Source organism: Mucilaginibacter sp., from assembly GCF_965201005.1.
Lineage (GTDB): Bacteria > Bacteroidota > Bacteroidia > Sphingobacteriales > Sphingobacteriaceae > Mucilaginibacter_A.
Genome location: NZ_OZ241747.1, coordinates 2063316 through 2089898, shown reverse-complemented (window position 1 = coordinate 2089898; position 26583 = coordinate 2063316). Strand labels below are relative to the sequence as shown.

Here is a 26583-nt window from a genome sequence, read left to right as displayed (position 1 = left end):
GAGAAATGGACCACAAAAAAATATACCCTAAAAGAAGCATTGCCATCGCTGTTTTGCTGTTGATTGTAATGCTGCAAACCGATGTAAAAGCGCAGTTAAACCCGCTGGCTGCACAGTATTTTCAAAACCAGTACCTGTTTAACCCGGCAATGGCCGGCATAGATGAAGGCCTGAACATTAACTTAAACGTGCGCAAACAATGGAGCAGCATCCCCGGTGCACCGGCAACACAGGCCATTTCTGCAGATTATTTGCTTGGCCGAGCTGCGTTTGGCGTAAATGTTTATGCCGATCAGTCCGGCTTGCTCAAATCAACCCGCGCGGTGGCAACTTACGCTTACCATATCCCGTTAGGGCAAAACAACCAGAAACTGAACTTTGGTGTTTCGGCCGGGATTTTAACCCAGCGCGTACCGTTGGATCAGGTTTCCGGCGATGCGGGCGATCTGTCTATTGCCCGTTATAACGAACGGCAAAGCTACCTGGACGGGGATTTTGGCACTTCCTACACCAGCAACAACCTGAGCCTGCAGTTTGCTTTGCCCAATTTACGAAGCGTTTTTAACCAGTATAATTATTACACCGTAGATCGGTCAATCTATTTTACGGCAGCGAGTTACAAGTTTGATTTCGGAGAAACAATTAATGCAATTTCGCTCGAACCTAAAGTTGTGTTTCGTGGCGTAAAAGGTTATACCAATATTTTGGACGTCGGTGCAAACCTGATGCTGGCCAACAATCAGTTGTCTTTTCAGGGGATTTATCATTCTACAAAAAGTGCAACTTTCGGTTTCGGGTTAAATAAAAACACGTTTTCTATCCTGGCATTTTACACCACAGAAACAGCCGCCATAAACAATTATACCAATGGCAACTTTGAACTCAACCTGCGATTGCATTTATTAAACAAATAGTTTTCAGGAAATTTACCTGTGTCCGGGCTTTTTTTGATTTGTTTTAAAATTAAAAATGCCCGTTTTACTTTAACAATTTTACAAGTTCCGCTACTTCAGGCTTTCTTTCATTACCATACAAACTTTGTAACCATTTTTGATTTTTGAAAGTATAACGAAGCGCAATGCTGCTGTTATATTTATAACATTTCAGGCTGGTTCGGGGCGAAAAAATAGGTGCTAAAAACAGCATTTCTTCTTCAGGGCTTAACGTTGGTTTGTTGCCTTTGCGTGTTTGTAATTGATATGAGCAATCAAAAAAAAGCTGTTAAAAGTGTTTCCTGGGTTACTTTTTCAACTATCTTACAAACTGCGTTACAGTTTCTGCAAATCTCTATATTGGCCCGGCTATTAAGTCCAGCAGATTTTGGCATTGTTGCCATCAGCAACACGGTAATCATATTTTTCAGTTTATTTGCCAATCTTGGGTTTTCAAACGCCATCATTTCCAAACAGGAAACCAACAAAAAAACATTATCCAGCATTTTTTTCCTGGGGATATTTCTGGGCACAATTATCTTTTTACTTGTATATATTTCTTCGCCTTTAATTGTAAGTTTCTACCACGAAATCCGTTTGGCAAAAGTTATACAATTGGCTTCCTGTATTTTCCTGATCACTTCTTTTGGCACTGTATTTTCGGCAATGCTACAAAAAGAACTTAACTTTAAATCAATTGCCATAACTGATATTGCAGGCTATATAATCGGCGTATCTTTAACTATATTTTTGGCTTATCATGGCTTTAAAGAACTTTCATTAGTGTATGGTGGTCTGGCAACAGATTTTTGCAAAACCGTTTTACAAGTTATCCTCGGTAGGAAATTTTTTTGGCCAAACTTGCATTTTTCTTTTTCAGAAATCAAAGCACATTTAAGGTTCGGGGTTTTTAATTTTGGGGAAGGTATTGTCGGTTTTATCCAAAGCAACTGGGACAATATTATCATCGGCCGATTGTTGGGTGCCAAAGTTTTGGGTTATTACACGCTTGCCTACCAGCTTGCCATTTTTCCGGTGATCAAAATCAACCCGATCATCCTGCAAGTTGCCTTTCCGCTGATTGCAAGGATGAAAGAAAACCCGTCTGAACTTAAAAAATATTACCTGAAAATACTGGATTTGATCAGTTATTTTAACCTTCCTTTGCTGGCGGGTTTGTATATCACGGCCGAAAGTGTGGTGCCTTTGATTTATGGCCCGGGCTGGGCACCAACTTTTCCTCTGATTAAAATCTTTGTATTTGTAAGCGTTTTCAGTTGCCTCAGCCATCCCTTGTTTACATTGGTTTATACCAAGGGCAGGCCAAATTTACTTTTCTATTTAAACCTGATTACTTTAATTGTAAAAGTTCCACTGGTTTATTATCTGGGCAAATATTGGAACGTTACCGGCATTGCTACGGCCTTTTTGCTGGCCACAATGGTTAATACCATCTTGAATTTTTTTATTGTACAATATTTAATTGGTAATTACTTAAAAGATTTTTTAGCCAATTTTTACAAACCCGTTTTGTTTTGTGTGTTGATGGTATTGGTGGTTTATTTTTATAAAGGTTTTATAGGGTACAGCGGTTTGCTCAACACAACTGCCGAAATTGTAATCGGAGGTTTCATCTATTTGCTGCTCACGATCTTTTTTAAATATTCCATCGTTGAAATAAAAAACTTTAAGAGAACCATTTGATAAAATTATTCTGAAAAAACAGTGGTAAAAACAGCATTAAAAACCTTTTCGTTAAAACTTTTATATGTTTTTGCAGCAGCAAAGTATCCAAAAATCAGGGCTGATTTAAAATACTTTGTACGCGATAACTATTTTTGTAAAATATTGCAAATCAAATATTTATTGAAAGATTACCATCATAAAAAACCATATAAAGTAATCAGTTATCAGGGCGAGTTTGATCAGGAAATACGGTACGTGATCCCGTTTGCTTACTGGCATCATATCAACGGTACTTTGGATAAAACCATCTCCAGCAGTTACACAAAAGAACTTTATTTTTTCAGCAATAATCACGAAGAAAAATTTGAAAAAAGAATTTGGACCGAAACTTATAAACATTACAACGTGCCAAACATGACGCACAGTAACACCTATAGTTTTAAAAAATGGTTACAAGTTCCGTATAAATCTTACTATCAAAATAACCAATTTGTATATGATAAACCGCTGCTTATCATTGCAAATAAATACAACATAGAATGGGACCAGCCACCGATAAATTTTTTTGATGTCCCAACTTTAGATCAAATCATAACCAAATACAAACAGCACTATCAGATTATTTACAACCGGCCATTATCCGGACAAATAGTATTAGACAACAGTGAAATTTTAAGTTTAGATGAACATACTTTCATCAGCCAAAACCATCCTGAAGTGATACTGATGAATGATTTATATCTTCAACATCAATCTACGTTAAACAACTACAATCATTTACAATTGCAGGTTTACGCCAACTGCGATAAATTTATCTCCATACATGGCGGTACGGCCGCTTTTGCAAGTTGTTTTGGGGGTACAAACATTATTCTTTCCAACCCAAATTGGGGAATGGAAACTTTGTTTAATGAATATGAAAACTTGTTCCCCAAATTATCCAATGCAAAAATTTTACATGCAAAAGAAGCATCCGAAGTTTTTGATTACTTAGAACGTTATTACTAACTTATGGTTATTTCTAAAATCACAAGTGGCTTAGGGAACCAACTTTTTCAATATGCCGCGGCCAAAAGTCTTGCTATAAAAACCAATTCTTCTTTATATCTGGATACCCGTTATTTCGATCATCAATATACCACAGACACTTTAAGGACCTGCAAATTAAATTTTTTTAATATTGATGAACAAACCTTTGACAACAATAAATTACTTGTGTTATTATCTAAAAGTACCAAGCTTTTTCCTGGCAGAACTTGCAAGCCTTTTTTTCAATTAGTCAATGAAAAACACCATCATTTTGATAGAACTATTTTTGATGCAAAAGCAATATTTGTGTATTTGAAAGGCTTCTGGCAATCCGAAAAATATTTTACCATAATTGGCAGTATCATCAGAAAAGAACTTTCTTTTAAACCGAATTTTAAAGTTGATTTTTTAGCTTATAAAAACAGTATTCAACAAGCTGAAAATCCAATTTCAATCCATATCAGGAGAGGCGATTATGTAAACCATCCAGAGTTTAGCAAAAGTTTTGGTTTTATTGGTTTGGATTATTATTTAAAAGCAATAGATATTATAAAATCTAAATTTGATAATTATCGGTTTTTTATTTTTAGTGATGATCGGGACTGGGTTGAAAATAATTTTCCGTTTTCTTCGGATGATGTTTTTGTAAAAACCACCGGAAATGATACGGATATTGATGATTTGCAGCTGATGAGCACTTGCAAACATCATATTATGGCCAATAGTTCATACAGTTGGTGGGGCGCATGGTTAAATCCAAGTATTGAAAAATTGGTAATTGCCCCTGCCCGGTTTTACAAAAATCAGCCGGATTGGAACACAGAAGATTTGATTCCGGATACCTGGATTAAAATTTGAATATTTATAATTTACGAATACAAGCAATAAAGTAAACAACCTGAAAATGTCTGTAAAAGAATATGATATTTTTATTATAGCACAATCCAGATGGGACAATCCGTATTCATCAGTTGGATATTGTTTGGCAAAAGAATTTTCTAAAAAAAATCGTGTTTTTTATATCGATCATCCATTTTCTGCAAAAGATATAATTAAAGAATTTAAGCAGGGCAACAAAGTAAAATCACGTTTAACATCATTATTGTTTGGCAAAAAAAGCTTTCGTAAAATTGAAGGGTCACAAGACAACTTTACACTTGTTATACCCAAATTAACTTTTCCAATCAATTGGTTAAATGATAGTTGGATGTATCAGTTTTTATCCGGTTTAAATGATAAAGTTGTATTAGCTGCTTTAAAGAAAACCATTAAAAAATATCAGGTAAAAGAATACATTTTTATCAATTCTTTTGATCCTTATTTCTTTCGTAGTTTTCCGAAAGCAATTGCACCGGCCATCAGCATTTATCAAACAATAGATGACATGACCCAGGAAAAATATATTGCAAGGCACGGGGTAAGGTTGGAAAAAGAAGCCCTTAAAAAAGCCGATCTCAGCTTAGCAACTTCTACAGAATTAACCCGATTGATGTCTGCTTATACCCATAAGGTTTTTTGCTTACCCAACGCGGCAGATTTTTCGCTGTTTGCAAAAGCATTCAATGAAATTTTGCAAAAACCAAAAGAACTGGAAGGTATATCGCAGCCGGTAATTGGTTATATTGGCGTAATCGGAACCAGGATTAATTACGGTTTACTAAAGCAGGTTGCCTTGTGCCATACCGATAAATTACTGTTGATGGTTGGCCCGAAAGACAGTACTTTGTGTCAGGATTTTGGTTTGGAAAATTTGCCCAATGTTGTTTTTACCGGTCAGAAAAAAATGGAAGAACTGCCTGCTTATCTTCAAAATATCAACTGTGCAATTATTCCGTTTGAGTATAGTGTGCTGACGAAAAGCATTTATCCGCTTAAAATAAACGAATATTTAAGTGCCGGAAAACCGGTTGTGGCCACGGCTTTTTCGCAGGACATACGCGGTTTTGCCGAGGTAGCTTATATTGCAGAAACGGACGAAGAATTTTTGCAAAACATTGATCTGGCGATCAGGGAAGATTCTGAAGAAAAGAAACAGTTACGGATCAAAACAGCCGAAAAAAATACGTGGGAAGCCCGTGTTGAGCGGTTTTGGAATATTCTGGCCGAGCAGGGTTTTAAGTAAATTATAGTTAGAATTTTATATGTACCATGCTTCTTTTATCAGCATAAAATTTAGGTGATAAAAGAAGTATCTGCATAAACAAATTTTAAATACAGGCAGAAAGTTAAAGGTTGATTTTATTAAAATTTGTATCTAAACTTAGAATTGTATCATACATTTTTTGAATACAATTTTCCCAACTATGCGACCGGGCAAAAGTAACTCTTTCCTGTTGTTTGGTTATATTGTTTTCGGCCAGCGCAAGAGTAATCTTTTCTAAAAAAAGTTCTTTGTTTTCTGCCAGGTAAAGGTGTGCTAAAAACATTTCCATAGCGGGTGTTTTAACGGCAACAACGGGTTTTCCCAAGGCTAAATATTCATCTATTTTGCGCGGATAATTGCCGATTGTGGTTTCGTTAATCAGCTGCGGATTGATACAAACATCCATTGCATTGATGTAAACCGGCAAGTTGGATGCTTCTTTTAAGCCTATAAAATACACGTTTTCAAGCTGATGCAGTTCACTATGTTTGAAATTTTCATCCTCCGGCCCAATCAAAACAATGTTCCAATCAGGTTTTGCTCTGGCTACATACAATAGTATTTCTATATCCAACCTTAAACCCCAAAGCACGCCAGAGTAACCAATCATCGGTTTACCATTATCTGGCAAATCGGCAGGTTTTTCAGCAGGAAGATTTTGATACAATTCAAGATCACAACCCTGACCGATGAAGTAAGATTCAGGATTATATCTTTTACAATATTCGGTTAAATAAGTAGAATTGGACAGGCATAAATCGTTTTTTTGAATGATCTTCGGTTCGTAAATTTTCCCGTGATACTTCCAATATTCAACCTCAAGCAAATAATCCCTGGAATAATAAATACTTGTTTTTGGTTTTAGAAAATCGATCAGATACAAACTTCTGAAAACATCATTATCATTAAATAAGATGAAGTTTTCAAACCCAAGTAAAGAGATTGTTTTCTTGATTGCATTAGCATATTTTGCATTGTTCCAGCGGTTAAAAGTATCAAACAAAAAATTGTTCCTGATCCAATTGATAGATTCTAAAATACAATCAGGATACAGGTTCCACAAGTTTGGGTTGATGCGGATCAAATTAGTTTTTTCGCCCTGCATCATCTTCCGCCTTTTGATTACCCGCTCGTCAAAGCGGTCGCGGTATTGCGTAATCCTGTCTAACGGCGGGTTGACGTACAGCACACGGTTGTGTTTACTTAATTCGAGCGCAATGTTTTTGCAATTACTGCCAATTTCTACGTCCCAGGCTTGCTGGCCAACGATGATGAAATCCTGATTAATAAGTAGTTGCGGTTTCATCTGCCGGGGATTGGACAACTTGCTGATCCAGCTTTAAGCTGATGCTGATCAAAGCTGCTGCGAAGTAAAACAATATGTTGGCTGGGAACTGTACAATTGCTTCCTGCGGAAAATTGCCGATGTTCAGCACAAAAACAATAGCTGTTGCGGCCAGACAATATGCTTTTAGTTCGGGGTTTTTGATTTTGAAATAGTTGTTGATACCGGTTTTCAGGATGATAAACATCATGGAGCAGATCAGAAAAAGCCCAATATAGCCCAACTCCACCGCAACCCGAACGTAACCGCTATCCGGCGGAAAAGCGGCCAAAAAAGATTGCGGCGCAAAACGAACGCCCCAAACACCGGTTGCGCCCAGTCCGCCGCCAATCGGGTGCGACAAAATATAAGGCTGAATGCATTTCTGGTTTTTTTTGCGCACGTTGTACGAGGCATCGTCTGATGGTTTAAATGCACTTTGAAAGCGCAGCAAAGTTGGGTTTCCGGTTGGTATAAAAATCATCACGCCAATCAGCATACCGGCGATTATGCTTATCATCATCACTTTCCGGCTAAAATTAATCACCGCAATCAAAACCAAAGCCGCCGGAACCAGCACATAAGCACCGCGGGTGCCGGAGTAAAGCATATTAAGCAAAAAAAACAGTGCTAAAAACAGCATTACTATTTTTTTCCAGGTTTTGAAAGTGCCCGTCATCAGGCAAATACACAACACACTGCTGATGACCATGTTGTAGGAAAACGAAACCGGATCTGAAAAGATAGAAAACTTGCGCCAAACACCGTTGATGAACAGCAGCGACATCATCAGCGGATCATTGAGCTGTGCCTGTTCAAACGCAAAAAAACCATAATGCTCCTGCTTGTAACCATAAACTGCAGCAAAAAGCGATAAGCAAAGCCATACTTTTATGGCCAGGCGCACAAACCGGATGGTTTTGATTTGATACACAAACACAAAATAAGTAAGTGTTACAGCGGCCACAGACCGGATGGTGTATAACCAGGCCATACGGGACGATGCGGCCGGATTGAGTGCTTCGAGCAGGTTATAACCGATCCAGACGAGAATTATCAGACTGATCGGGGTTTTGATAAAACTCCAGTCGGGATTGGTTTTTTGTTTAATAAAAAACCCGATAATCAACAGTAGTTGCAAGGCGTCCATCAGCGTCCCTAACGGAAAGTTCACCCCAATCCGGATCACCCACATCACTAAATAAGCAGCAATCAGCAAAATGATGATGCCAAATTCCGGATACACAACCACGCCGTACAAAACAGGTATCCCTGTTACTGCCAGGATCAGCAAAACACCGGCAACATAACCAACCTTGGCAATTAAAAGCGGAAAAACCAGCGCGGCAAGCAACATGGCCGCTATTGCAAAAATGTTTAAACGCAGTATCGGGTTGCCGGATTTGATTCTGATTTCCGGCATCCGGTTTTTACCGCCGACAACGGTTTGGTTGGAAACCGGAACTGTTTTCATTTACGAGCCTTCTTAAATTTTACTGAACGTGATTTATATACTTCTTTTATCACCTAAAAAATGGTAAGTGTTTTATTTAAAATTGATGCTAATACTAAATTTTATACGGTAAAAGAAGCATTACGTTTTTTCTGATATGAAATTTAAACAGGTTCTAAAAAAACAGAAGTTTGAAAAAAAAAATAAACACGCTGACAAAAGCCAGGGCAACGGCCAGCATTTCGGGCAGGCTTTTCTGTGTCTGTTGGGTTTTTTTATTTGAGATTTCCGGCCTTGTCATAATTGCTTTGCACCATGTTGTCGATATCTGATCGGTAATAATGATCCGTAGCTACGGATCGATCGTTGGCCTTACGCATTTTCAGCAATGATAAAACCTGGTAAAACATAAATTTTGGTATGCCAAACAAAGCACGGTAAATGCGGTAATTGGTTTCAGAGTGCAGCAGGGCAATAAAAAAACTCAGGATAAATGCGCCCAATGCGGCCAGCCAGTACAGCGTGTATGCCGGAATGATCCAAAGGTTGGCCACAGCGCAAAAGCCAGATAAAATCAGAAAAATGAACAATGGCGGCCGTAAAAGCACTAACCCGAACAAAACCTGGTTTACACTGAAATTTTTTAATCCGAGTTTGATCAGTCCAAAACCTAATCCGGAGTATTTGAACCAACTGTTTATCCACCGAGAACGTTGTTTGACCAACTGATCCGGCTGCGTGGTTTTTTCATCATACACAATGGCTTTTTTAGCAAAGGCGATCTGCAGGCGGTATTTTACAATTTCGGCCTGCAAAACTTTATCAAAACCGGCACCACTGATATCCAGGTTTTCCAGGCAAAAGCGGTACAATTCTGTTGTAAAAGCCATCCCCGAACCAGACAAGGTAGCGGAAGAACCAGCTTTAAACAACAATTTTCCATCGTAAAAATGGTAGTAAATATCCCGGGCAGCATCCAAACAGGCATAAGTTGTGTTGAGGTTTTTGGCCGCACGCAACCCTTGCACAGCCTGATATCCTTTACTGAAAAAAATATTCATCTGGGTTAAATAATCCGGGTGGACCAGGTTGTCACTATCAATAATGGTTAACCTCGGGTGCGGCCTTACAAAGCGGCTGATGGCATAAAAATGCGATTTGGTATTGCTTCTCAGTTCTGTTTCCGGCCTCAAAACCACCACTTTCGGATGATTAAAATTGAGTGCGGAAACGTCGCACTGATCTGCAACAACGTAAATAATAAAGTTCTGATAATTTTGGTTAAGCAACGAATTGATTACTGTTGGCAAAGCATGTGTTTGCTTATAAGCGGTTACAATAATGCCATAATCCGGCTCGGTAACCCGGTTCCAGACTTTGTTGAGCTTGAACTTGTTTCTTGCGGCCGGATAAAGAAAATAAAGCAGCAGCGGAAAAACCAAGTTATACCCGATCAACAACTGCAAAGCTTGCCAGAGAAACAATATGACACGATTATCCATCAAAAAATACGTTAAATTAAACCTGTTTTATTTCTAATTCCGGGTTGGCAATTACTTTGTTCATGATCATTCCGATAAATTTCGGGCCTAAAGTTTTTAGGTAACTGATGTAAATCTTCTTGTTTTGATCGATTGTTTGATTGGCCTCAAACACGGCAATCACTTTATCGGCAAACTGGATCCACTCTTTTGCCTTGTTCATCAGGCTTAAAGGTTCTGTTTCGATAATCACCATATCAAAATTCTTTTTCAGCAGCCCGATTTTACTGCGGATGATGTTTTCGCTGCTTTTTTCAAGTAAAGACTGCTCTCCGCCGGTTGTGCCCAGCACGCTGATCAGACTGTTTCCCGGCGATTGAACGGACAGGTTGTCGTTTATTAAAAAATCTTCCAGGTAAGCCTTATCTGCCGCAGCAAGGGTTAATGATGGATTTTCAAAATTTCCATCCAGCACCAAAACCTTTTTATTGGCCATAGCATAAGCAGAAGCCAGGCTCATGGCCACCAAAGATTTTCCTTCTTTCGGGTTCAGGCTGGTTATGGCAAGCACTTTTCCTTCATGGGCTGTTTCGGATGGCTGCATTTCCTGATCAATTTCATAACGAATAGAACGCAACAGGTTTTTAAACTGCTGCAGTTCCTGCGTACTTTGCTTGCTGCTGCCTATTCGTTTAAAATCAACATTGGTTGCAGAAATAAGGTTTAGTTGCCCTAAAACAGGCGTTTGTGAGGCATTGGCCAAATCAATGGGCACCCGAATGGTTTGATCGAGCAAAAACATAATAAACAGCACTATAAAACAAAAAACCAGACTCAGCACGGCACTTAACAAAACCAGGAAAAGTTTTTTGGACGGTAACATGGCACCCGGCATGGCTGTTTCTACTTGTTTTAACGTACTTTTTACGTCAGCTTCTATAGAAGATTGGTTGTACCGGTTTTGCACGTCAATGTATTCTTTGGTGGCAACTTCAATGTCGCGCTCGTAAGATTGTATGGCCGCATCAAAAGGCACAATGCGTTGAAGCTGACCGTTTAAACTGCTGATCTGGTTATCCAGGTTGTGCAACCCGGAGCGCGACATATCGCGGCTGATTTCCATTTTTACTTTTTCCTGCACCAGGCTTTCTTTTCCGGCCAAAGGGTTAACGGCGTATTTGTCAGACACTTGGTTCAACTGTTCATCCAAAACGTTTTGTAAAGAATCAATGCTTCTTTTATACTTTAAATTAAAGTTGCTCTGTATATACTTGTTGTTTAAGGCGGCCAGGTTTTCGCGGGTTTGTGCAACTTGTCCGTTTAATTTGGATGAACTGGCTTCCAGATACCGCCTGTCGTTCGGGTTAAAACGGCTGCTGATATTGGCAATTGCGCTGTTGTACGATAAAATGTCTTTTTCTGCCTGCAAACGTTTGTCGCGGTAATCATTCAGCTGCGCGTACAAGGAAGTTGACTGGTCCTTCAAATCCAGGATCCGGTTTTTGATTTTGTAATTGCGCAAGGCGGCAACTTTAGCGTTCATGCTGTCCAGCTTCTGCACCACCAGCTTCTGCAAAAAACGGTTGGCATTTATTTTATCACTTTGCTGATCGGCCGTGTTGTAGCTGATAAATTCTTTGCACAACGTGTTCACTACAAAAGCAGAAAGCTGTGGCTGCTCCGAAGTAAAAGCTATGTGGATAAAATCACTGGTTTCTGCACGGTAAACAAGCAAATCTTTTTTGAGGCTTTCCTCATCATAACGCTGCGAAGCAATTACATTTTCCAAACCTGCCTGGTCGGGGTTATCTAAATTTAATGCTTCGTGCTGGTGGTATTTGGCTTGATATATTTTTAAAGCATGTGTCAGCGCGGCCGTATTTAACTGGTTCAACAGTTTACTTTTTGGCCGGAAGGGATGGCTGCTGGTCAAATCATGGATAATCAGGCTGTAGGAAACCTGATCCATTACTTTTTTTAATTTGATGCTGCCCAATAAGTTAGAAAACTTTTGGTTAACCTGTGCTTCCTGGATTACATTTTTTTCGTCGCTTAAAACCTGTTTAGAAGGATCGATAATGCCGGTAGAGATATCGGTTTGGGACAAATACTGATTGGGCAGGTTTTTGGTCAGGAAATAAGTTACCGCCAAAGCAATCAGTGGCACGGCAACCAAAACAAACCTGTGCCGGTAAATCAGCCGTAAAAATTTGTTCAGCTCCATTATTGTATATCCTCTAATTTTGCACCTACCAAAGCTTCCAATTCGCTTTTGGCAATAAAAAGGTTGGTTTCAGCTTGTAATTTCTGTTCTAAACGCGTAGATGAACTCAGTAAAGCAGCATTATAAACCTCAAACGTGATCTCTCCTTTTTGAAATTTATATTTGGTTTGCTTGATCGAAGTTTGCATATCCTGGTTGGCCTGGGTTTGTATTTTAACCAGGTTTTGCTGCAGCAGATAAGTAAAATATCGCCTTTTTACATCGGCCGTTAGCGTGATCAAATATTCGTTGCGCTCCTCACCTGCTATTTTTACTTCGGTTTTTGCAATTTTTATGTTGGCCGGTTTCAGCAAAAGCGTGCCCAGGTTTAATGATACCCCCAATTGTATCCCGTTAAATAAAAAGCGGTTATTATTGGTGCTTGTGCCGGAAGGAACGGTATAATTTAAAGTGTTGTTGGGCTGATAGATGTACGAAAACGTTAAAATATCAAACCACGAAAGTGCGGCTTTACCAACGCCGGATTGCGCCATATCCAAACGGTAATTTAAAGATTTTACCCTTGGATAATTAGCTTTTGCAGCAGTAATAAGTTTATCCAGATAAGGATAAGAAATATCCGGCACAATGGATTCTTGTGCGTAGCCCAATGCACTCACCCAAAAAAGTACGATAAAAACAGTATAGCGTTTGTACATGCTGTTAAACTTTTTCTTTTTGCAACAGGGCCGGGAATGTTCCCATAATAATTTTCAGATCAAACCAGAAAGAGTATTTGCGGGCATAAAAATTATCGAGTTTTTTGCGTTCGCGCTCAGACATATCTTCGCGGCCGCGTTTGCTGATCTGCCATAAACCGGTTAAGCCCGCCGGGCCCAAAAAACGCGTTGCCCATTCGTTGGAAGTAAGCTGCTCGGCCTCGTAAAGCGGCAGCGGACGGTTGCCCACAACAGACATGTCCCCTTTTAAAATATTGAACAGTTGCGGCAGTTCATCAATGCTGGTTTTACGGATAAAAGTGCCCACACGCGTTACGCGCGGATCGTTTTTTAATTTCACAAAAACAGATTTGCGGTCTTTACTGTCCGTTTGGGTATATTGGTTAAGGTTTGAAAGATCGATGAGTTGTGCATCGGCATCACTCCGCATCGAACGGAACTTGTAAAAATCAAATATTTTGTAACCGGTACCAACACGCTTGCTGCGGTAAACAATGCTCCCTCTGGACTCGATCGCAATCAATGCCGAAACAATCAAAAAAAGCGGCATCAGCACAAAAAGGCAGCTACAGGAAAAAACAATATCGAAAATGCGTTTGCTGGGCGGCATTTTGTAGGTAGGGTTTGCTTTTGCCGACAAGTTGATCAGATCCGGTTTGATGAATTTAAACCGCACCAAAAAATCAAGGCGCTCGCTCAGTTCCTCGCACGAAAACGGATAATCGTAATAATCATGTATCCGCATTTTTCTGGCTTTTTCCCTCCCTGACGGGTTTGGTTTGGCAGACAGCAGTACGATGATCAATCCTTTAAGCAAAGGGTTTTTGCGGATATTTTCGACCAATTTGAAACAGTTTCCGGCTTCATCGGCCTCCATCAAAATCACTTCGGGCAAAGAGTTTAAAGATTGTTCGGCCAGATAATCGTTAAATTGCCGGGCTGTTCCGCTGGAAAAAATCTGAAATTTATCACCCAGGTTTTCATGCACAAAATCAGTCAGCTCATTGCCGGAATAAGCAACCCGGAGCTTGTTGGTACTGTAAGCGTTCCTGTTATTATAGGTCATGCTGTTTTTATCATGTTAAATACCTGCTGGATCGTGTCTTTCAGCCCGGCCGGGTTAAACGGTTTATTGAGATAACCTTCAACCGCAAACGACATGTTTTCAACCTGTTGCCGCACATCATCAGTGCCCGAAAGCACAATTACAGGCGTGTCGCGGTAAAAACCGCTTATTTTTAGGTTTCGGATAAATGACGTACCATCAAAATAAGGCATCTCCAGGTCAGAAATAATCAGCTCCGGGTAATGGCCTTCTTCCAGCCAGGCAAAGGCTTCTATTCCGCTGGATTTCATTACCACCTCGTAATCTTTAGACAAGATAAAGTTGAGCAGTTTGAGGATGCTCAAATCGTCATCTACAACCAAAATCTGTTTTTTAAGCTGCTGCATTTTATTTGTTGACTAATGGTGATTTTTTTATTGATGTAGTTAGCTATAAAACATTAACTATTAATTACTTAACTTCTATTTATTTTGATAACATTTATCATGCCTTGCCGTATAATTCAGCATGACCGGGCTTTGGGCAATGCTGTTTTTATAACCCTTTTTTAGGTGATTGAAACATAGGACAATAAGTTTTCCTGCTGCTGCCTGCCCTTAAACTTGTACGTGTGATGCGTCAGAGGGTTATCAAAAAAAAATTGAATAAAAACTAAAACAGATTGGCAATGGGCTTCACAGATGCCGTTAAAAACAATGCTTCACTAAAAAGAATCATCCATCGGCTGCTTATCCCGGCCGGGCAGGCGCGGCCGCGTACCTGGGTAAAATGGTTTGTAAATCCCTTTCTTCACCCCAAAAAACACGGAAGCATTGTGCGCCGCCGTGTGCGCCTGGATGTATTTCCTTTCAACCGCTTTGAGATGGGAAGAAACGCCGTGATCGAAGATTTTTGCACTGTAAACAACGGCGTTGGCGATGTGCTGATCGGCAATGACGCCACCATCGGGATGAGCAACGTACTGATCGGGCCGGTACAAATCGGCAACAATGTCATCATCGCCCAAAACGTGGTCATCAGCGGCCTGAACCATAATTATGAAGATGTGAACCTGCCGATACAAGCACAAGGCGTGCGCACCGCCCCGATTATGGTTGAAGATGACTGCTGGATTGGTGCCAATGCGGTTATCACGGCCGGGATTACCGTTGGCAAGCACAGCATTATTGCCGCCGGGGCCGTGGTAACCAAAAATGTCCCGGCGTTTTGCATTGCCGCGGGCAACCCGGCGCGGATCATCAAGCGTTACGATGCCACACAAAAAGCTTGGGTTAAAGTAATTTAGGCCGAAAATCCGCAATGCTTCTTTTATCGCCTAAAAAATCATACGGCAGGTTTAAACAGAATCGTTTATTTGCTGTTGATGAATTTTACCCGATAAAAGAAGCATATGATGGAAGTTTTTGAAACAAATTTAGCAGGTACGGATGGTTTGATAGATGGCCTGGTTAGTGAAAGGACTAGTTCAGATTTTGGCCGGCATTACACATTTTCTTCTATTGATGGTTCTTTGGAGATGGAGATTTACAAAGACGAACACGGCCAATGGAAAAGGATCAGCGGCACAGAACCTTATCTTTCCGGCTGGACGGAAGAATTGGGCAGCCAGATTGATCAGCGCAATTCGCCTGCATTTTAAGCTATTTTAAAGCCGCAATCAGGTATTCCAGGCCGTTCATTTTAATTTCGAGCATCGTTTCCAGCAACATTCCCAGATTCCCTTTTGGGAAACCCTGCTGCTTAAACCACTCCAGATAATAAACCGGCAGGTCACAGATTTTTGTCCCTTTGTATTTTCCGAACGGCATTTCCACTTTTACCAAATCGGTCAATATCTTAGGGTTCATGCTGATTTTAAGGTAGATGTAAATTTTTTGATAATCAAATTTTTCGGCATCCGCTCAAAAAAATATATTTTAAGTTTGGGTTGTGCCAGGATTATTTTCAGCATAAAAAACTAAAAACTGTGCCGGATATTGTTGGATAAAGTGTGCGCAGACCAGTAACCGCTGGCCAGCAACCGGCGGATCGTGAACAAAGGTTCTGTTGGATCGCGTTTTTCCGACAATTGAAAAGCAGCTATAAAACCCCGTTTTTTCAATTCCGGGATCGCCTGCTCGTTCCACAAACCAAAAGGATAGGCAAAATACTTAATCGGTTTTCCAGTGATTTCTTCCAGCTTTTTGGTTGGCTTGTCAATTTGCGTTACCCAATCCTGGCCCTGGTATTTCTTCACATTGTGATGGTCCCAGGTGTGGCTGGCAATCACGTTTCCATTGTCAGACAGTTCTTTTACCTCATCTTTAGTCATGTAATGCGGCCTGCCCAAAGAAACTGTCATGATAAAAAACACACCTTTAAAGCCATATTTCTTCATCTGCGGGGCGGCAAGCGTATATTGGTCCAAATCTGTGTCATCAAAAGTAAGCATGATCGGTTTTGTCGGCAGTGCGGTGTTCTCGTTTAAATAAGAATACAATTCGTCTGGCAAAATGGTATGATAACCGCTGTCGGCCAGCATTTTCATCTGATCTTTAAAATCGTTTTCCTGCACAATATAATCTTTGGCAGCTTTAGAATCGGTGGGTTTCCAGTTCCGGATTTGGTGATAACACAAAACCGGGATTTGTTTTCTGCTTAAAACCACGGCTGCTGAAGCCGGTTTTATGGCTTTTGGCAATGCTTCTTTTACAACGGTTTTTTTTGCGGAATCAGGTTTTGCGCCGGTTGTCATGGCCGTTGTCCCGGATTGAAACTGACAGGCATTCAGCAAAAAACTCATTGCCAGTGCCGATGAAACAAGCAAAAATGTTTTTGAGGTTTGGCGGAAAGAATAGAAATTGTCCATATTACGTTCATACGCTGTTCTCCTTCAAAAAGATCAGCTGCTCGGCTTTAAATCAACAAAAAATTAACTAATACTATTTTTTAATCACTGATATGCCCAACCGTAGCAATCTTTCCGGATTCGTCAAAATCATAAACACGCGGTACACCTGTCAGCAGTTCAACATGCGAAATCGCCTCTGTACCGATGTTTTCCAGGTGCATCATCAGCGCGCGTAAACTGTTTCCGTGTGCCACAATCAGCACGTTTTTGCCTTGTTGCAGCAAAGGCTCAATGTGTGCATAATAATAAGGCAAAACCCGTTCCTGGGTTTGTTTCAAACTTTCGCCCCCGGGCGGCGCCACATCAAAACTCCTGCGCCATAAATGTACTTTTTCGGCACCATATTTTTCGGAAGTTTCGGCTTTGTTTAAACCTTGCAGATCACCGTAATTGCGTTCGTTCAAAGCGGCATCTTTAAAAACGGGCAACTGTTTCTGGTTGATAATATCCAAAATAATGTCCAGCGTTTCAATGGCTCGTTTTAAAACCGAAGTAAAACAATCGTCAAAGTGCATCCCGATCAATTTTCGGCCGCACATTGCTGCTTCTTCCCTGCCCTGGTTGGTCAAATCCACATCTGCAAAACCTGTAAAACGGTTTTGAAGGTTGTATTCGGATTGACCGTGGCGCACAATTGTTAACTGACTTTTCATTCTTTTAATTTGCTGCAAGTTTAATTTAAAAAGCGGTTTTTAGCGCATTTCTTTTTTTTAAATTTTTCTGCGGAGAAAATAAAGATGCTTCTTTTATCAGGTAAAAATCCAAATTCATTTTTGAACAAGAAGCCTGTTTTTTAGCAGATAAAAACAGCATCGGCAATAGTATAATCAACCCAAATCAAAAATAATTTATATAAATAAAAACCTGCCAGGCTGATTGTAACCCTGCAAAAATTGCTTCGTATAAAATATTATCCTGATTTATTTATTTTTTTAACTAATTTATAATGAAATATTTACTGTTTTATACTTTTACATTTGCTACAATACACCATGTGAACAAACGCTTTGAAAACACCAATTGGGTAAGCAGGGTTTCTAACAAATATGTATCTTCCATCAACCTGCGCGGTAACAATTATGCGGTGCGTTACAATAAAAATACATCCCAGACATTCCGGGGCAGTTACAGCGTTTCCGGCGATACACTAATTATTAAAGAAAGGGATGATTCTAAACAAATAGCGGCCTATCATCGGCTTAAATTTATATTGAAAGGCCACGAACTGCACTTATACAGCCTGGAGGAAATGACTGACCATCAATGGGTTAAAGACAAATTTGCCCCTGATGCCAATACTGTTTTTACTGAGATATAATTTTAAATCCCTGAAAAAGTAATTGTACAGAACCCAGCCAAAATTTTCCTGAAATTTACCCGGTAAAAGAAGCATCAGATTCTCTTCAGATTAATAATCAAACAAGCTGCCTGAAACCATTGTTTAACCGCAAACTAACGTTAAACATTATGGAAAAAAACAATAACCCGGTCTGGTTCATCACCGGTTGCTCTACCGGTTTTGGCAGAGAGCTGGCCAAGCTGATTTTAAAGCGTGGCTGGAATGCCGTAATTACCGCCCGAAACCCGGATCAGGTAAAAGATATTGCATCAGGTTTTGATGAAACTGCATTGGTTTTATCTTTGGATGTAACTGATAATAAGCAAGTTGCAGAAGCTGTTGAAAAAACACAAAATACTTTCGGAAAAATAGACGTGCTGGTAAACAATGCCGGTTACGGTTATTTCAGCAGTATCGAAGAAGGGGAAGACGACAAAATCCGCGCGCAGTTTGAAACCAATTTCTTCGGATTAGTGAACGTAATCCAGGCAGTTTTGCCAATAATGCGCGAACAAAAATCCGGGCATATTATCAATTTTTCTTCCATCGGCGGCTTGCGGTCTTTCGCTTCGACCGGTTTTTATCATGCTACCAAGTTCGCGCTTGAAGGCTTGTCGGAATCTTTAGCTTTAGAAGTTGCACCGCTTGGGATCAAAGTATTATTGGTAGAACCGGGGCCGTTCCGCACGGATTGGGCCGGACGGTCAACCTCCAAAACGCCGGTAAAAATTGATGATTACCAGGAAACGGTTGGCAAACGCATGGAAGTAAGCCAGAAAGCCAGCGGGAAGCAGCAAGGCGACCCGGTACGTGGCTGCGAGGCGATTATTGAAGCCGTAGAAGCAAAAGACCATCATTTACGTTTGCTTTTGGGCGAACCGGCATACAAAATGGCTTTGGAAAAATTAGAGGTGTTAAAGACTGATTTTGAGGCAAATAAGGCACTTACTTTAAGTTCGGATTTCCCGGAATCAGAAAGATAAGCCTGAAATTTACCCCATAAAAAAAGCATGGACTTTACAAAATGTCCATGCTTCTTTTATGCCTGTTTTTTTAAAAAAATCACAAACTTAACGCGTCCGATAATTCTACATGCGTAAATTTGTGCAGGTTGATGGACGGGAAAACCCTGCGCACCCGCATCGTTCCGGAGTTAAAAAAGTCGGCCGTTTCGCGCCATTGTGTTGCGCGTATGCCGCCATTATTTTCCGGGTCACCCATCACCAAAACAGATTTGGCCCGATGGATCAGCTCTCCCGCTACTTCCGCAATGATTGCATCTTTTTTGCTGATGTTATCAATTTTTCTTAGCCAATCGTTCGTCCGCAGCAAAAAATCATGTGCATACAAACCCAGCAGGCAGCGCGCCATTGGTGTGGCCGGCAGATGATCCCAGTTTAAATGCGTGTTGAAACTTTCTACCCTTCGCTTAAAACCCGGGTAAATTTCGTTCGTGTCATGGATCAGCATGGCATAATCAAACTGCCAGCGCAATGGTGCTTCATACAAAGCTGTTAACTCCCAGGCATTGTGCGTGCTATAAGCATAATCCACGCCGTCAACTACCTCATCTGCATTTTCCCTGCAACCGTTTATGACCACTTTTATTTGCGAAGGTGATATTCCTTCAGCAAGCAATTCCTGCAATAATTTTGGGATGGTTTTCCGGAAAAAAGGCAGGCACGTGGCAATTACATAAACAATGTTTTTATCACCCTTTTTTTGAGCAGTGGGCACCAGGCACAATTTCTGGGGCATTTCGGGCTCTCCGCAGTAAAAACCAATGGGCATACCGGCAAAAGTTTGCTGCCAGGTAGAACTTGGGATAAACCGATTGCCCGCCCCTACAAAAGCAAAACCTTCATCTGCCGCAACCGTGCCATATTCATAAGGCTGCCAAAAACCTTCGTTCGGGTGACTATAACCGGTAACGCGACCATCGGCCTGCATCGTCATCGTTCCGAGCGGTACAACGGTAAAACCTTCACGTGTATCACAATATCTGCAAAACAAATGCGGTCTGCCAATCAAACTGACCATATCTATGCCTAAAACCAGGCCCGGCTGTTCCTCTAAAATAAAATCCTGTTCTTTTTCCGCTTGTAAGTTTGTTAACATTTAATCAGTATAGTTTTTTATTGATGATTATCAAATATTGAAATTTACTTTCTTATTGAAATAATTATCAACCTAACAAAAATTTACGCTAACTGATTGAATGTTTCAAAACATATTTTTATTGGTAAAAAGAGCAAAAATCAGCTTAATATCACTGTAGCTGTTTTTTTTGCTTTATAATCGGTGTACGGCTGCGAAATTTTCGGCACAAAAAATAATGCGCAGAAACCGGAACCAATGCTGTTTTTACCTATATAAATTTTAGCACGGCCGTACTCAAATCGTAAACAATGCTGTTTTTAGGCAGTAAATTTTTGATTATGCTGGCACCTGCCGCGCTGCGGTAACCACCGGCGCAATGCACCACAACCGGCTTTTCCGTTGGGATTTCGTTCACTCTTTCTGTCAGTTCCGGCAGCGGGATATGGATCGAACCAGCAAATCCGGGCTGCTCTTTGCGCTCTGTATAGTTCCGGACATCTACAATCTGAAAATCATCAGGCCGCTTTTCAAACTCCGAAAGATCAAATACATCAGCTTTTAAATTGCCTTGTTTAAATACAAATGCGGCCTCAACAAAAACCTCATAACCAATTTTTGCCACGCGGTCCAGCACCTCTTTTAGCCCGTCCGCGCTTGCTGCAACCAAATAAAACGGCGTACCAGGAGCCACAATTGCGCCCATCCAGGTTTCCAGCTTTCCGCTGGTCAGCAGGTTGATCGAATTTGGCAGATGCCGGTTTCTGAACATTTCCGCAGGGCGCGTGTCCACAATCAGGGTTTTTGGGTTGAGGAAGGACAAATCATCACCGGTTTTTATCTCAATTTTTTGGATGGAACCTGCCAAAACCGGCGCACCTTTTTTGTTCAGTTCCACATCAAACGGAAAATATTTGGGCACAAACGGCTGGTCTTCCAGCAAAGTTTTTACAAAAGCTTCTTCGGATTGAGCGGCCAGACTCCAGTTGCCCTTTTTCTCGGCACCGATGCTGCTGGCGTTGGCCTCGCCTAATGATTTTCCGCATAAAGTGCCTGCACCATGCGCCGGATAAACCCAAACATCATCGGCCAAAACCATCAGTTTGTTGCGTAAAGAATGATATAGCTGTTTGGCCAAATCTTCGCGCGCGGCCGTTAAGGCACCGGCAGTTTCGCGCAAATCCGGGCGGCCGCAATCGCCGATGAACAAAGTATCGCCGGTAAAAACAGCATGATCTTTCCCGCTGTGTTCCAGCACGATACAAATACTGTCTGGCGAATGACCCGGTGTGTTCAAAGCTTTTAATTTGATTTTCCCGAAGGAAATTACATCACCATCATCAAAAGTTTGATGCGGATAAGCGGCCTGCAACAGTTTAGAACAATACAGCGCGGCCCCGGTAGCCTGATGCAGTTCCAGATGTCCGCTCACAAAATCGGCGTGCGGGTGCGTTTCGATCACACCGATGATCCTGGCTTCGTTTTTTTGGGCAAAATGCAGGTATGGCGCAATATTTCTTGACGGGTCGATCAATACAATCTCAGCCGCACATTCGCTTAAAATTGCATACGAATAATGCGATAAGTCTTTATCTTCAAATTGTTCAATCTTCATTCGGAATGCTGTTTTTATCGGGTAAAAATTAGTGTTTTGTTTAAAACCTATAAGCTGTTAATGCGGTAGTTTCTCACGGACCAAACCGTAAAACCAAGTACCGCCGACGGCACTTAAAAGCGTAACGATGACCACTATAAAACCACTGCCGATCTGGGCAAAAAGCGGTCCCGGACAAGCACCGGTGATCGCCCAGCCAAGACCGAAAATTAATCCGCCAAAAACATTGCCCCAATTAAATTTCTTATCAGGAATGATAACTTCTTCTTGATGTATTGTTTTAATGTTAAGGCGTTTGATGAGCTGGATCGAAATCATCCCAACCAAAATGGCACTGCCGATAACGCCGTACATGTGAAAAGCCTGCAGCCTGAACATTTCCTGGATGCGGAACCAGGAGATCACTTCTGATTTGACCAGCACGATGCCAAACAGCACCCCGATCAACAAATATTTTATGTTTTTCACGGCTGATTAAAGTTTGATGAGGCAAGGCAAAATAAACCAGGTGCTGATGAAACCGCCGATCATGAAACAGCAGGTTGCCACCAGCGAAGGCCATTGCAGCGACGAAATGCCCATTATTGCATGGCCGGAAGTGCATCCGCCAGCGTAACGTGTGCCAAAACCAACCAGAAAGCCGCCGACAACGATAAAGATAAATCCCCTCAGCGTAAACAATTGCTGAAAGCTGAAAATATCCTGTGGCAGCAATCCGGTAAAATCTTTTACACCTTCACGCTGCAAAAGTGCTGTTGTAGCGGGGTTGATTTGAACCGGGCCGGGAACAGAAAGCAGGTACGTGGCCAAGAATCCACCTAAAATAATCCCGGCGGCAAAAAACAGATTCCAGCTTTCCTGCTTCCAATCGTACTTAAAAAAAGAAATATTTGCAGGAAAACACGCTGCACAAACATGCCGCAGCGACGAAGAAATACCGAACATTTTGTTGCCCAAAAGCAGCAATGCCGGCACTACCAGACCGATAAGCGGGCCGGCCACATACCAGGACCAGGGTTGTTTAATTAAATCCATTTTTATGTTTTTTTAAAGTGCCGGTGCAAACAAAGATACCCATCAGAGGCAAAAATCCGCCAAATGCAGGTTTGAGTAAAGTATTTTTTAGTGATTTTTAAAAAACACAGGCTGATTTTATACCCATAAAAACAGTATCAGCCCAAATCAACCGCTGTTTGCAAAATGGCGACCAAACCACTAACGCAAGCTAAATAATTGGTGTTGCTGCCCGCAGGGTACGAAACCGTGGTTTGCTGTTTGATGGTTTTTATCCCGGATAAATCAATTGCCTGCTGCAACTGTTTTTCCAACGCTTTCATTACAATGATCACGGTTTCGGGCTGATAGCGTTTTAGTTTTTCACTCAGGCTGATGATGCCGTTCTGCCGGTTGGATTTCCGTTTTTCCATATCATGGCGTTCGGTATGTTCCAAACCCAAATGATCCAGAAAGCAGCCTGCAGCTTTAAAGAAAGCCAGAAATTCTTCCCGAGAGGAAAACCCGCCATAAAGTTCTTTAAAAGCCACAAATACAGTGCGGTACAAATTATTGTTGCCCAGGTAAAAGTTTTTATCGGCCCGGCCCGGAGCTTCGCCAATAAACAAAATTTTCACTGTTTCGGGTTTGTATTGAAGTGCTAACCGGGTGGCAGGTTCCATCAATGCATATATAAACAAATACTTTGGCCGATGCTGTTTTTAGCACCTAAAATTTGGTAAAATTTGATTTTGAGTTGAAATTTATAGTGGTAAAAGAAGCATGTACCGCTTACTTCGTTGTAAACCCATATTTTCGATAAATCGATTTCGCCGTATCACTCATCAAAAAACCCATGAAATCTTTGGCGGCCTGCAAGTGCGGCGCAGTTTTTAGCTGTCCGGCAACATAAGTAGCTGCAATATTTTCCTTTGCCGAAATCTCGATCAGTTCCGTTGGATGGCCAATCAGCTGCTGATAAAACGCTTCCGAATACCAAACCGGTGCGGCATCACTTTGATCATAAAGTATCCGCATTGGTGATTGCCGGTGATGGATTTGCGTTAGAAAAGTTGTGGAATCTTTCACTTTGTCCTCCATAATTGTTTTGCGCAGCGTTTCGCCACCGGCTTTTACGTACGCTTCTTCAATCCGTTTGCCAATTCCTTCCCAGGCCGGGTTGGGCATACTTACGCGCACATCTTTTCGACCCAAATCTTTCAACGCTTTTACCTGTTTCGGGTTACCTTTTTGAACGATCAAAGCCAAACGGTTGTACGCATAAGCTTCCGTTTTGCTAAAATATTGCGGCATCTGGTCGGTACGGGTTTTCCCGGCCGTGTAAACATCAGGTTTCAGGGTGATGCGCATGTTGCCGATCGTGATGGAGCCGCCTTCAATTTGTTTGGCCAAAATCCCCGGCGGCAACGTTTCGACAAAAATGCGCTGATACTGCGGATGTTGTTTTTTGAAAGCCGCCAGCAAATCATCAATACACATAAACTGGTTTCCTGCAAAAAACACCACCAACTGCGGGTTGTTGATGTCGCCAAACAAATCCGGTACGTTGTCCACACCAGGCACGGTAAACATCACTTTGCTTTCAGGCGGCTTGTTCCAGGGCGGATCAAAACGGTGGTCCTGCGCTTTTACAGTTGTATTTGTGGCGATGATGGTGGCAACAGTCAGAAGTTTGTTTCTCAGGATTGACATTTTGTTGTATCGAATTTTTAAAACTTGGCAAAATAGATTTAACGTTCAAAAACTGCAGGTTTGCTGATCGGCAAATGCTTCTTTTATCATACTTTTTTTCGTTTGATCAAGTCTCCGAGAGTTTTGCCGGGCAGCCGCACACAAGTGGTTATTTGTCCTGCGCCTCTGTCAATCTTCTAAAAAACAGGTGATAAAAGAAGCATTCAACTACGGGTGCACCGTTGCCCAACCTTCATATTCGCGCAAAATAATCTCGCCGTTGCCGCTGGGCACGTAAGAAATAAAATCGAACAATTCGTTTTTATCGATTTTGCGTTCATGGATGGTGTTGCTGCACTGCGCCAAAATCACGCCTTTGTCCTGCAGTTTTTTCAGCGTTTCTTCATAAGGGTTGCTTTTCATAAACACGGAAACGCCATCGCCAAAAGCAATCAGTTCTACATGCAGTTTGCCTTTTAAACGCGGGTCTTCCAGGGCATTGTCCAAGTTGCGCAGCGTGGCTTTGATCTTTTTATCATCATTGGAGTTGAGGATATACAGCGCGTTATAGCTTTTCAGCATTGGTTTTGCACCGGTAAAAACAGCATTGGTTTGTGCCGTGGCCGGTTTTGCCAGCAGCATCAGGGCAAAGGCCGCTAAAATTAAAGTGTACTTTTTCATGGTTTCTGGTTTTGGTTTTTTTATATCGATTGGTTTTTCTGTGCTTCTTTTATCGGCTTAAAAGGCCCGAACTTATGTTGTTTTTCGCTGAAATGATCGGCATAAGGCCCGAACGGAAAATCGATCGGTTTTTTGTCGGCGTCCGTCCAATCCAAATGCTGGTCCTTGTGTGGCCGTGGCCGCGAATTTACGAAAGCCGCCACATTCCATGCTTCCTCATCCGTTAACTGCGGATTTTGGTAGCTGGCACCATAAGGCATATTGTTCTTCACAAAACCGGCAAAATTGCCCAAACGGTACATACCTGCGCCATCATTATAACTGTGTTTGCCCCAAAGCGGCGGATATTGATATTCTTTTTTGTCCGCAGTCAGCAAACCTTCGCCTTCTTTTCCGTGGCAATTTTGGCATTTTTGTATGAAAACAGCTTTGCCTTTTGCCGGATCAGCAGCGACGTCCATAAAAGCCAGCTTCTCGGTAGCGTTGCCAAATAGTTTTGCTTTTTTTGGCACGCCCTGGCCAATCCACTTCATGTAAGCCAGGATAGATTGTATTTCTTTTGAGGATGTATCCGGCACTTTCCCGGCCAAACTCCGCTCAAAACATTCTGCAATACGGGCAGAAGCGGGAGACATTTTACCACTTCGGGAACTTATTTTTGGATAACTGGCGATGAAGCCGGCGTAATTGTTTCCGAAAATCCTGGTGCCTGCATCTAAATGGCAGTTCTGGCAATTCATGCCGTTTGTAATTTGGGCAATGCTTCCTTTAGGGCCAAAATATTGGGCGGTATGTGCCAGCAGTTCTTTTCCGTAACGGATCATTTCGCCTTGCTTTCCTGCGGGGATTGTTGCTGCATCCGGTGCTTTCCACACGCCCGGCGGAAGGGGTTTTTCAGTGCCCGCGGTTGTCGCATCAGCCGGAGCGGCCAATGCCGCGTGCGGCGTAGCGTTTACAGGCGACAGGTTTTGCCCGGCCGCCATTCCTCCGCGAAGCGAAAAAACATAACCGCTAAAAATCATCATGGCCAAAACCAGCAGCAGCGATACAAAAATGGTGTAACGCGTAATTTTGACAAGGGCTTTTACAACTTCTTTTTCCGGCCGGTGTTTCATGCTGTTGGTTTGACGGGGCAAAGATAAGCCGAAAAACAGGCCGATTTCCATGATTCTGCCGATCTTCTATCACCTAAGATTGTGGCCCGGCCCAAAACAAAACA

General features: G+C 41.5%; 27 protein-coding genes. 9 read left to right on the top strand and 18 right to left on the bottom strand.

The window, feature by feature from the left end; genetic code table 11:
- The first annotated feature begins 5 nt into the window (after nucleotides 1–5).
- The 5 genes from ACOFKR_RS09690 (at nucleotide 6) to ACOFKR_RS09670 (ending at nucleotide 5769) form a co-directional block, all read left to right on the top strand.
- Nucleotides 6–914: a PorP/SprF family type IX secretion system membrane protein gene (locus ACOFKR_RS09690; RefSeq protein ID WP_419800598.1), complete on the top strand. Its 909-nt coding sequence runs from the start codon at nucleotides 6–8 to the stop codon at nucleotides 912–914.
- A 285-nt stretch (nucleotides 915–1199) separates the two neighbouring features.
- Entirely contained in the window at nucleotides 1200–2636 is a 1437-nt protein-coding gene (locus ACOFKR_RS09685; RefSeq protein WP_419800597.1) for an MOP flippase family protein, read from the top strand.
- A 21-nt stretch (nucleotides 2637–2657) separates the two neighbouring features.
- Nucleotides 2658–3626 (top strand): hypothetical protein, encoded by a 969-nt coding sequence (locus ACOFKR_RS09680; RefSeq protein WP_419800596.1) that lies wholly within the window; start codon nucleotides 2658–2660, stop codon nucleotides 3624–3626.
- A 3-nt stretch (nucleotides 3627–3629) separates the two neighbouring features.
- A complete protein-coding gene (locus ACOFKR_RS09675; protein ID WP_419800595.1) occupies nucleotides 3630–4505 on the top strand; it encodes an alpha-1,2-fucosyltransferase in 876 nt (291 codons plus the stop codon).
- 46 nt (nucleotides 4506–4551) lie between these two features.
- A complete protein-coding gene (locus ACOFKR_RS09670) occupies nucleotides 4552–5769 on the top strand; it encodes a glycosyltransferase (protein ID WP_419800594.1) in 1218 nt (405 codons plus the stop codon).
- Between the two features lie 103 nt (nucleotides 5770–5872).
- Here the strand turns inward: ACOFKR_RS09670 and ACOFKR_RS09665 are convergent, their stop codons facing one another.
- The 7 genes from ACOFKR_RS09665 to ACOFKR_RS09635 all read right to left on the bottom strand — a co-directional run bounded on the left by ACOFKR_RS09665 (nucleotide 5873) and on the right by ACOFKR_RS09635 (nucleotide 14443).
- On the bottom strand, nucleotides 5873–7096 hold the full coding sequence (locus tag ACOFKR_RS09665) for a glycosyltransferase (protein ID WP_419800593.1): 1224 nt from the start codon (nucleotides 7094–7096) through the stop codon (nucleotides 5873–5875).
- Nucleotides 7074–8588 (bottom strand): O-antigen ligase family protein, encoded by a 1515-nt coding sequence (locus tag ACOFKR_RS09660; RefSeq protein ID WP_419800592.1) that lies wholly within the window; start codon nucleotides 8586–8588, stop codon nucleotides 7074–7076. Before ACOFKR_RS09660 ends, ACOFKR_RS09665 begins: the two co-directional genes overlap by 23 nt.
- 254 nt (nucleotides 8589–8842) lie before the next feature.
- Nucleotides 8843–10069: a glycosyltransferase gene (locus tag ACOFKR_RS09655; protein ID WP_419800591.1), complete on the bottom strand. Its 1227-nt coding sequence runs from the start codon at nucleotides 10067–10069 to the stop codon at nucleotides 8843–8845.
- A gap of 16 nt (nucleotides 10070–10085) precedes the next feature.
- Nucleotides 10086–12272 (bottom strand): lipopolysaccharide biosynthesis protein, encoded by a 2187-nt coding sequence (locus ACOFKR_RS09650; protein WP_419800590.1) that lies wholly within the window; start codon nucleotides 12270–12272, stop codon nucleotides 10086–10088.
- Complete coding sequence (locus ACOFKR_RS09645; RefSeq protein WP_419800589.1) at nucleotides 12272–12970, bottom strand: TolC family protein; 699 nt, start codon at nucleotides 12968–12970, stop codon at nucleotides 12272–12274. Before ACOFKR_RS09645 ends, ACOFKR_RS09650 begins: the two co-directional genes overlap by 1 nt.
- Before the next feature lie 4 nt (nucleotides 12971–12974).
- Nucleotides 12975–14057 carry a sugar transferase gene (locus tag ACOFKR_RS09640; protein ID WP_419800588.1) on the bottom strand — a complete coding sequence of 361 codons (1083 nt, stop codon included), beginning with the start codon at nucleotides 14055–14057 and terminating at the stop codon, nucleotides 12975–12977.
- Nucleotides 14054–14443 carry a response regulator gene (locus ACOFKR_RS09635; protein ID WP_419800587.1) on the bottom strand — a complete coding sequence of 130 codons (390 nt, stop codon included), beginning with the start codon at nucleotides 14441–14443 and terminating at the stop codon, nucleotides 14054–14056. Before ACOFKR_RS09635 ends, ACOFKR_RS09640 begins: the two co-directional genes overlap by 4 nt.
- A 281-nt stretch (nucleotides 14444–14724) precedes the next feature.
- Between ACOFKR_RS09635 and ACOFKR_RS09630 the strand changes: the two genes are divergently transcribed.
- Complete coding sequence (locus ACOFKR_RS09630) at nucleotides 14725–15342, top strand: acyltransferase (RefSeq protein WP_419800586.1); 618 nt, start codon at nucleotides 14725–14727, stop codon at nucleotides 15340–15342.
- A 105-nt stretch (nucleotides 15343–15447) separates the two neighbouring features.
- A complete protein-coding gene (locus ACOFKR_RS09625; RefSeq protein ID WP_419800585.1) occupies nucleotides 15448–15696 on the top strand; it encodes a hypothetical protein in 249 nt (82 codons plus the stop codon).
- A gap of 1 nt (nucleotide 15697) precedes the next feature.
- Here ACOFKR_RS09625 and ACOFKR_RS09620 read toward each other — a convergent pair whose 3' ends face one another.
- The 3 genes from ACOFKR_RS09620 to ACOFKR_RS09610 all read right to left on the bottom strand — a co-directional run bounded on the left by ACOFKR_RS09620 (nucleotide 15698) and on the right by ACOFKR_RS09610 (nucleotide 17600).
- On the bottom strand, nucleotides 15698–15904 hold the full coding sequence (locus tag ACOFKR_RS09620; RefSeq protein ID WP_419800584.1) for a DUF3820 family protein: 207 nt from the start codon (nucleotides 15902–15904) through the stop codon (nucleotides 15698–15700).
- 110 nt (nucleotides 15905–16014) lie between these two features.
- Nucleotides 16015–16905, bottom strand: coding sequence for a polysaccharide deacetylase family protein (locus tag ACOFKR_RS09615; protein ID WP_419800583.1), 891 nt, complete (start codon nucleotides 16903–16905; stop codon nucleotides 16015–16017).
- An 80-nt stretch (nucleotides 16906–16985) separates the two neighbouring features.
- Nucleotides 16986–17600, bottom strand: a complete 615-nt coding sequence (locus tag ACOFKR_RS09610) for a 2,3-bisphosphoglycerate-dependent phosphoglycerate mutase (RefSeq protein ID WP_419800582.1) — start codon at nucleotides 17598–17600, stop codon at nucleotides 16986–16988.
- Nucleotides 17601–17893: 293 nt separating this feature from the next.
- Here ACOFKR_RS09610 and ACOFKR_RS09605 point away from each other — a divergent pair, with 293 nt between their 5' ends.
- On the top strand, nucleotides 17894–18265 hold the full coding sequence (locus tag ACOFKR_RS09605; protein ID WP_419800581.1) for a hypothetical protein: 372 nt from the start codon (nucleotides 17894–17896) through the stop codon (nucleotides 18263–18265).
- 149 nt (nucleotides 18266–18414) lie between these two features.
- Nucleotides 18415–19269, top strand: a complete 855-nt coding sequence (locus ACOFKR_RS09600; RefSeq protein ID WP_419800580.1) for an oxidoreductase — start codon at nucleotides 18415–18417, stop codon at nucleotides 19267–19269.
- A gap of 79 nt (nucleotides 19270–19348) precedes the next feature.
- Here the strand turns inward: ACOFKR_RS09600 and ACOFKR_RS09595 are convergent, their stop codons facing one another.
- From ACOFKR_RS09595 to ACOFKR_RS09560, 8 genes are all read right to left on the bottom strand, one after another.
- On the bottom strand, nucleotides 19349–20404 hold the full coding sequence (locus tag ACOFKR_RS09595) for a hypothetical protein (RefSeq protein WP_419800579.1): 1056 nt from the start codon (nucleotides 20402–20404) through the stop codon (nucleotides 19349–19351).
- A 250-nt stretch (nucleotides 20405–20654) separates the two neighbouring features.
- A complete protein-coding gene (locus ACOFKR_RS09590; protein WP_419800578.1) occupies nucleotides 20655–21998 on the bottom strand; it encodes an MBL fold metallo-hydrolase in 1344 nt (447 codons plus the stop codon).
- A 57-nt stretch (nucleotides 21999–22055) separates the two neighbouring features.
- Nucleotides 22056–22466, bottom strand: a complete 411-nt coding sequence (locus ACOFKR_RS09585; protein ID WP_419800577.1) for a DUF6691 family protein — start codon at nucleotides 22464–22466, stop codon at nucleotides 22056–22058.
- 6 nt (nucleotides 22467–22472) lie between these two features.
- Nucleotides 22473–23033, bottom strand: a complete 561-nt coding sequence (locus ACOFKR_RS09580) for a YeeE/YedE family protein (protein WP_419800576.1) — start codon at nucleotides 23031–23033, stop codon at nucleotides 22473–22475.
- Between the two features lie 137 nt (nucleotides 23034–23170).
- On the bottom strand, nucleotides 23171–23674 hold the full coding sequence (locus ACOFKR_RS09575) for a hypothetical protein (RefSeq protein ID WP_419800575.1): 504 nt from the start codon (nucleotides 23672–23674) through the stop codon (nucleotides 23171–23173).
- 109 nt (nucleotides 23675–23783) lie between these two features.
- Complete coding sequence (locus ACOFKR_RS09570; protein ID WP_419800574.1) at nucleotides 23784–24704, bottom strand: molybdate ABC transporter substrate-binding protein; 921 nt, start codon at nucleotides 24702–24704, stop codon at nucleotides 23784–23786.
- A 207-nt stretch (nucleotides 24705–24911) separates the two neighbouring features.
- Nucleotides 24912–25364, bottom strand: a complete 453-nt coding sequence (locus ACOFKR_RS09565; RefSeq protein ID WP_419800573.1) for a DsrE family protein — start codon at nucleotides 25362–25364, stop codon at nucleotides 24912–24914.
- A 20-nt stretch (nucleotides 25365–25384) separates the two neighbouring features.
- On the bottom strand, nucleotides 25385–26479 hold the full coding sequence (locus tag ACOFKR_RS09560; protein WP_419800572.1) for a c-type cytochrome: 1095 nt from the start codon (nucleotides 26477–26479) through the stop codon (nucleotides 25385–25387).
- Nucleotides 26480–26583: the final 104 nt, after the last annotated feature.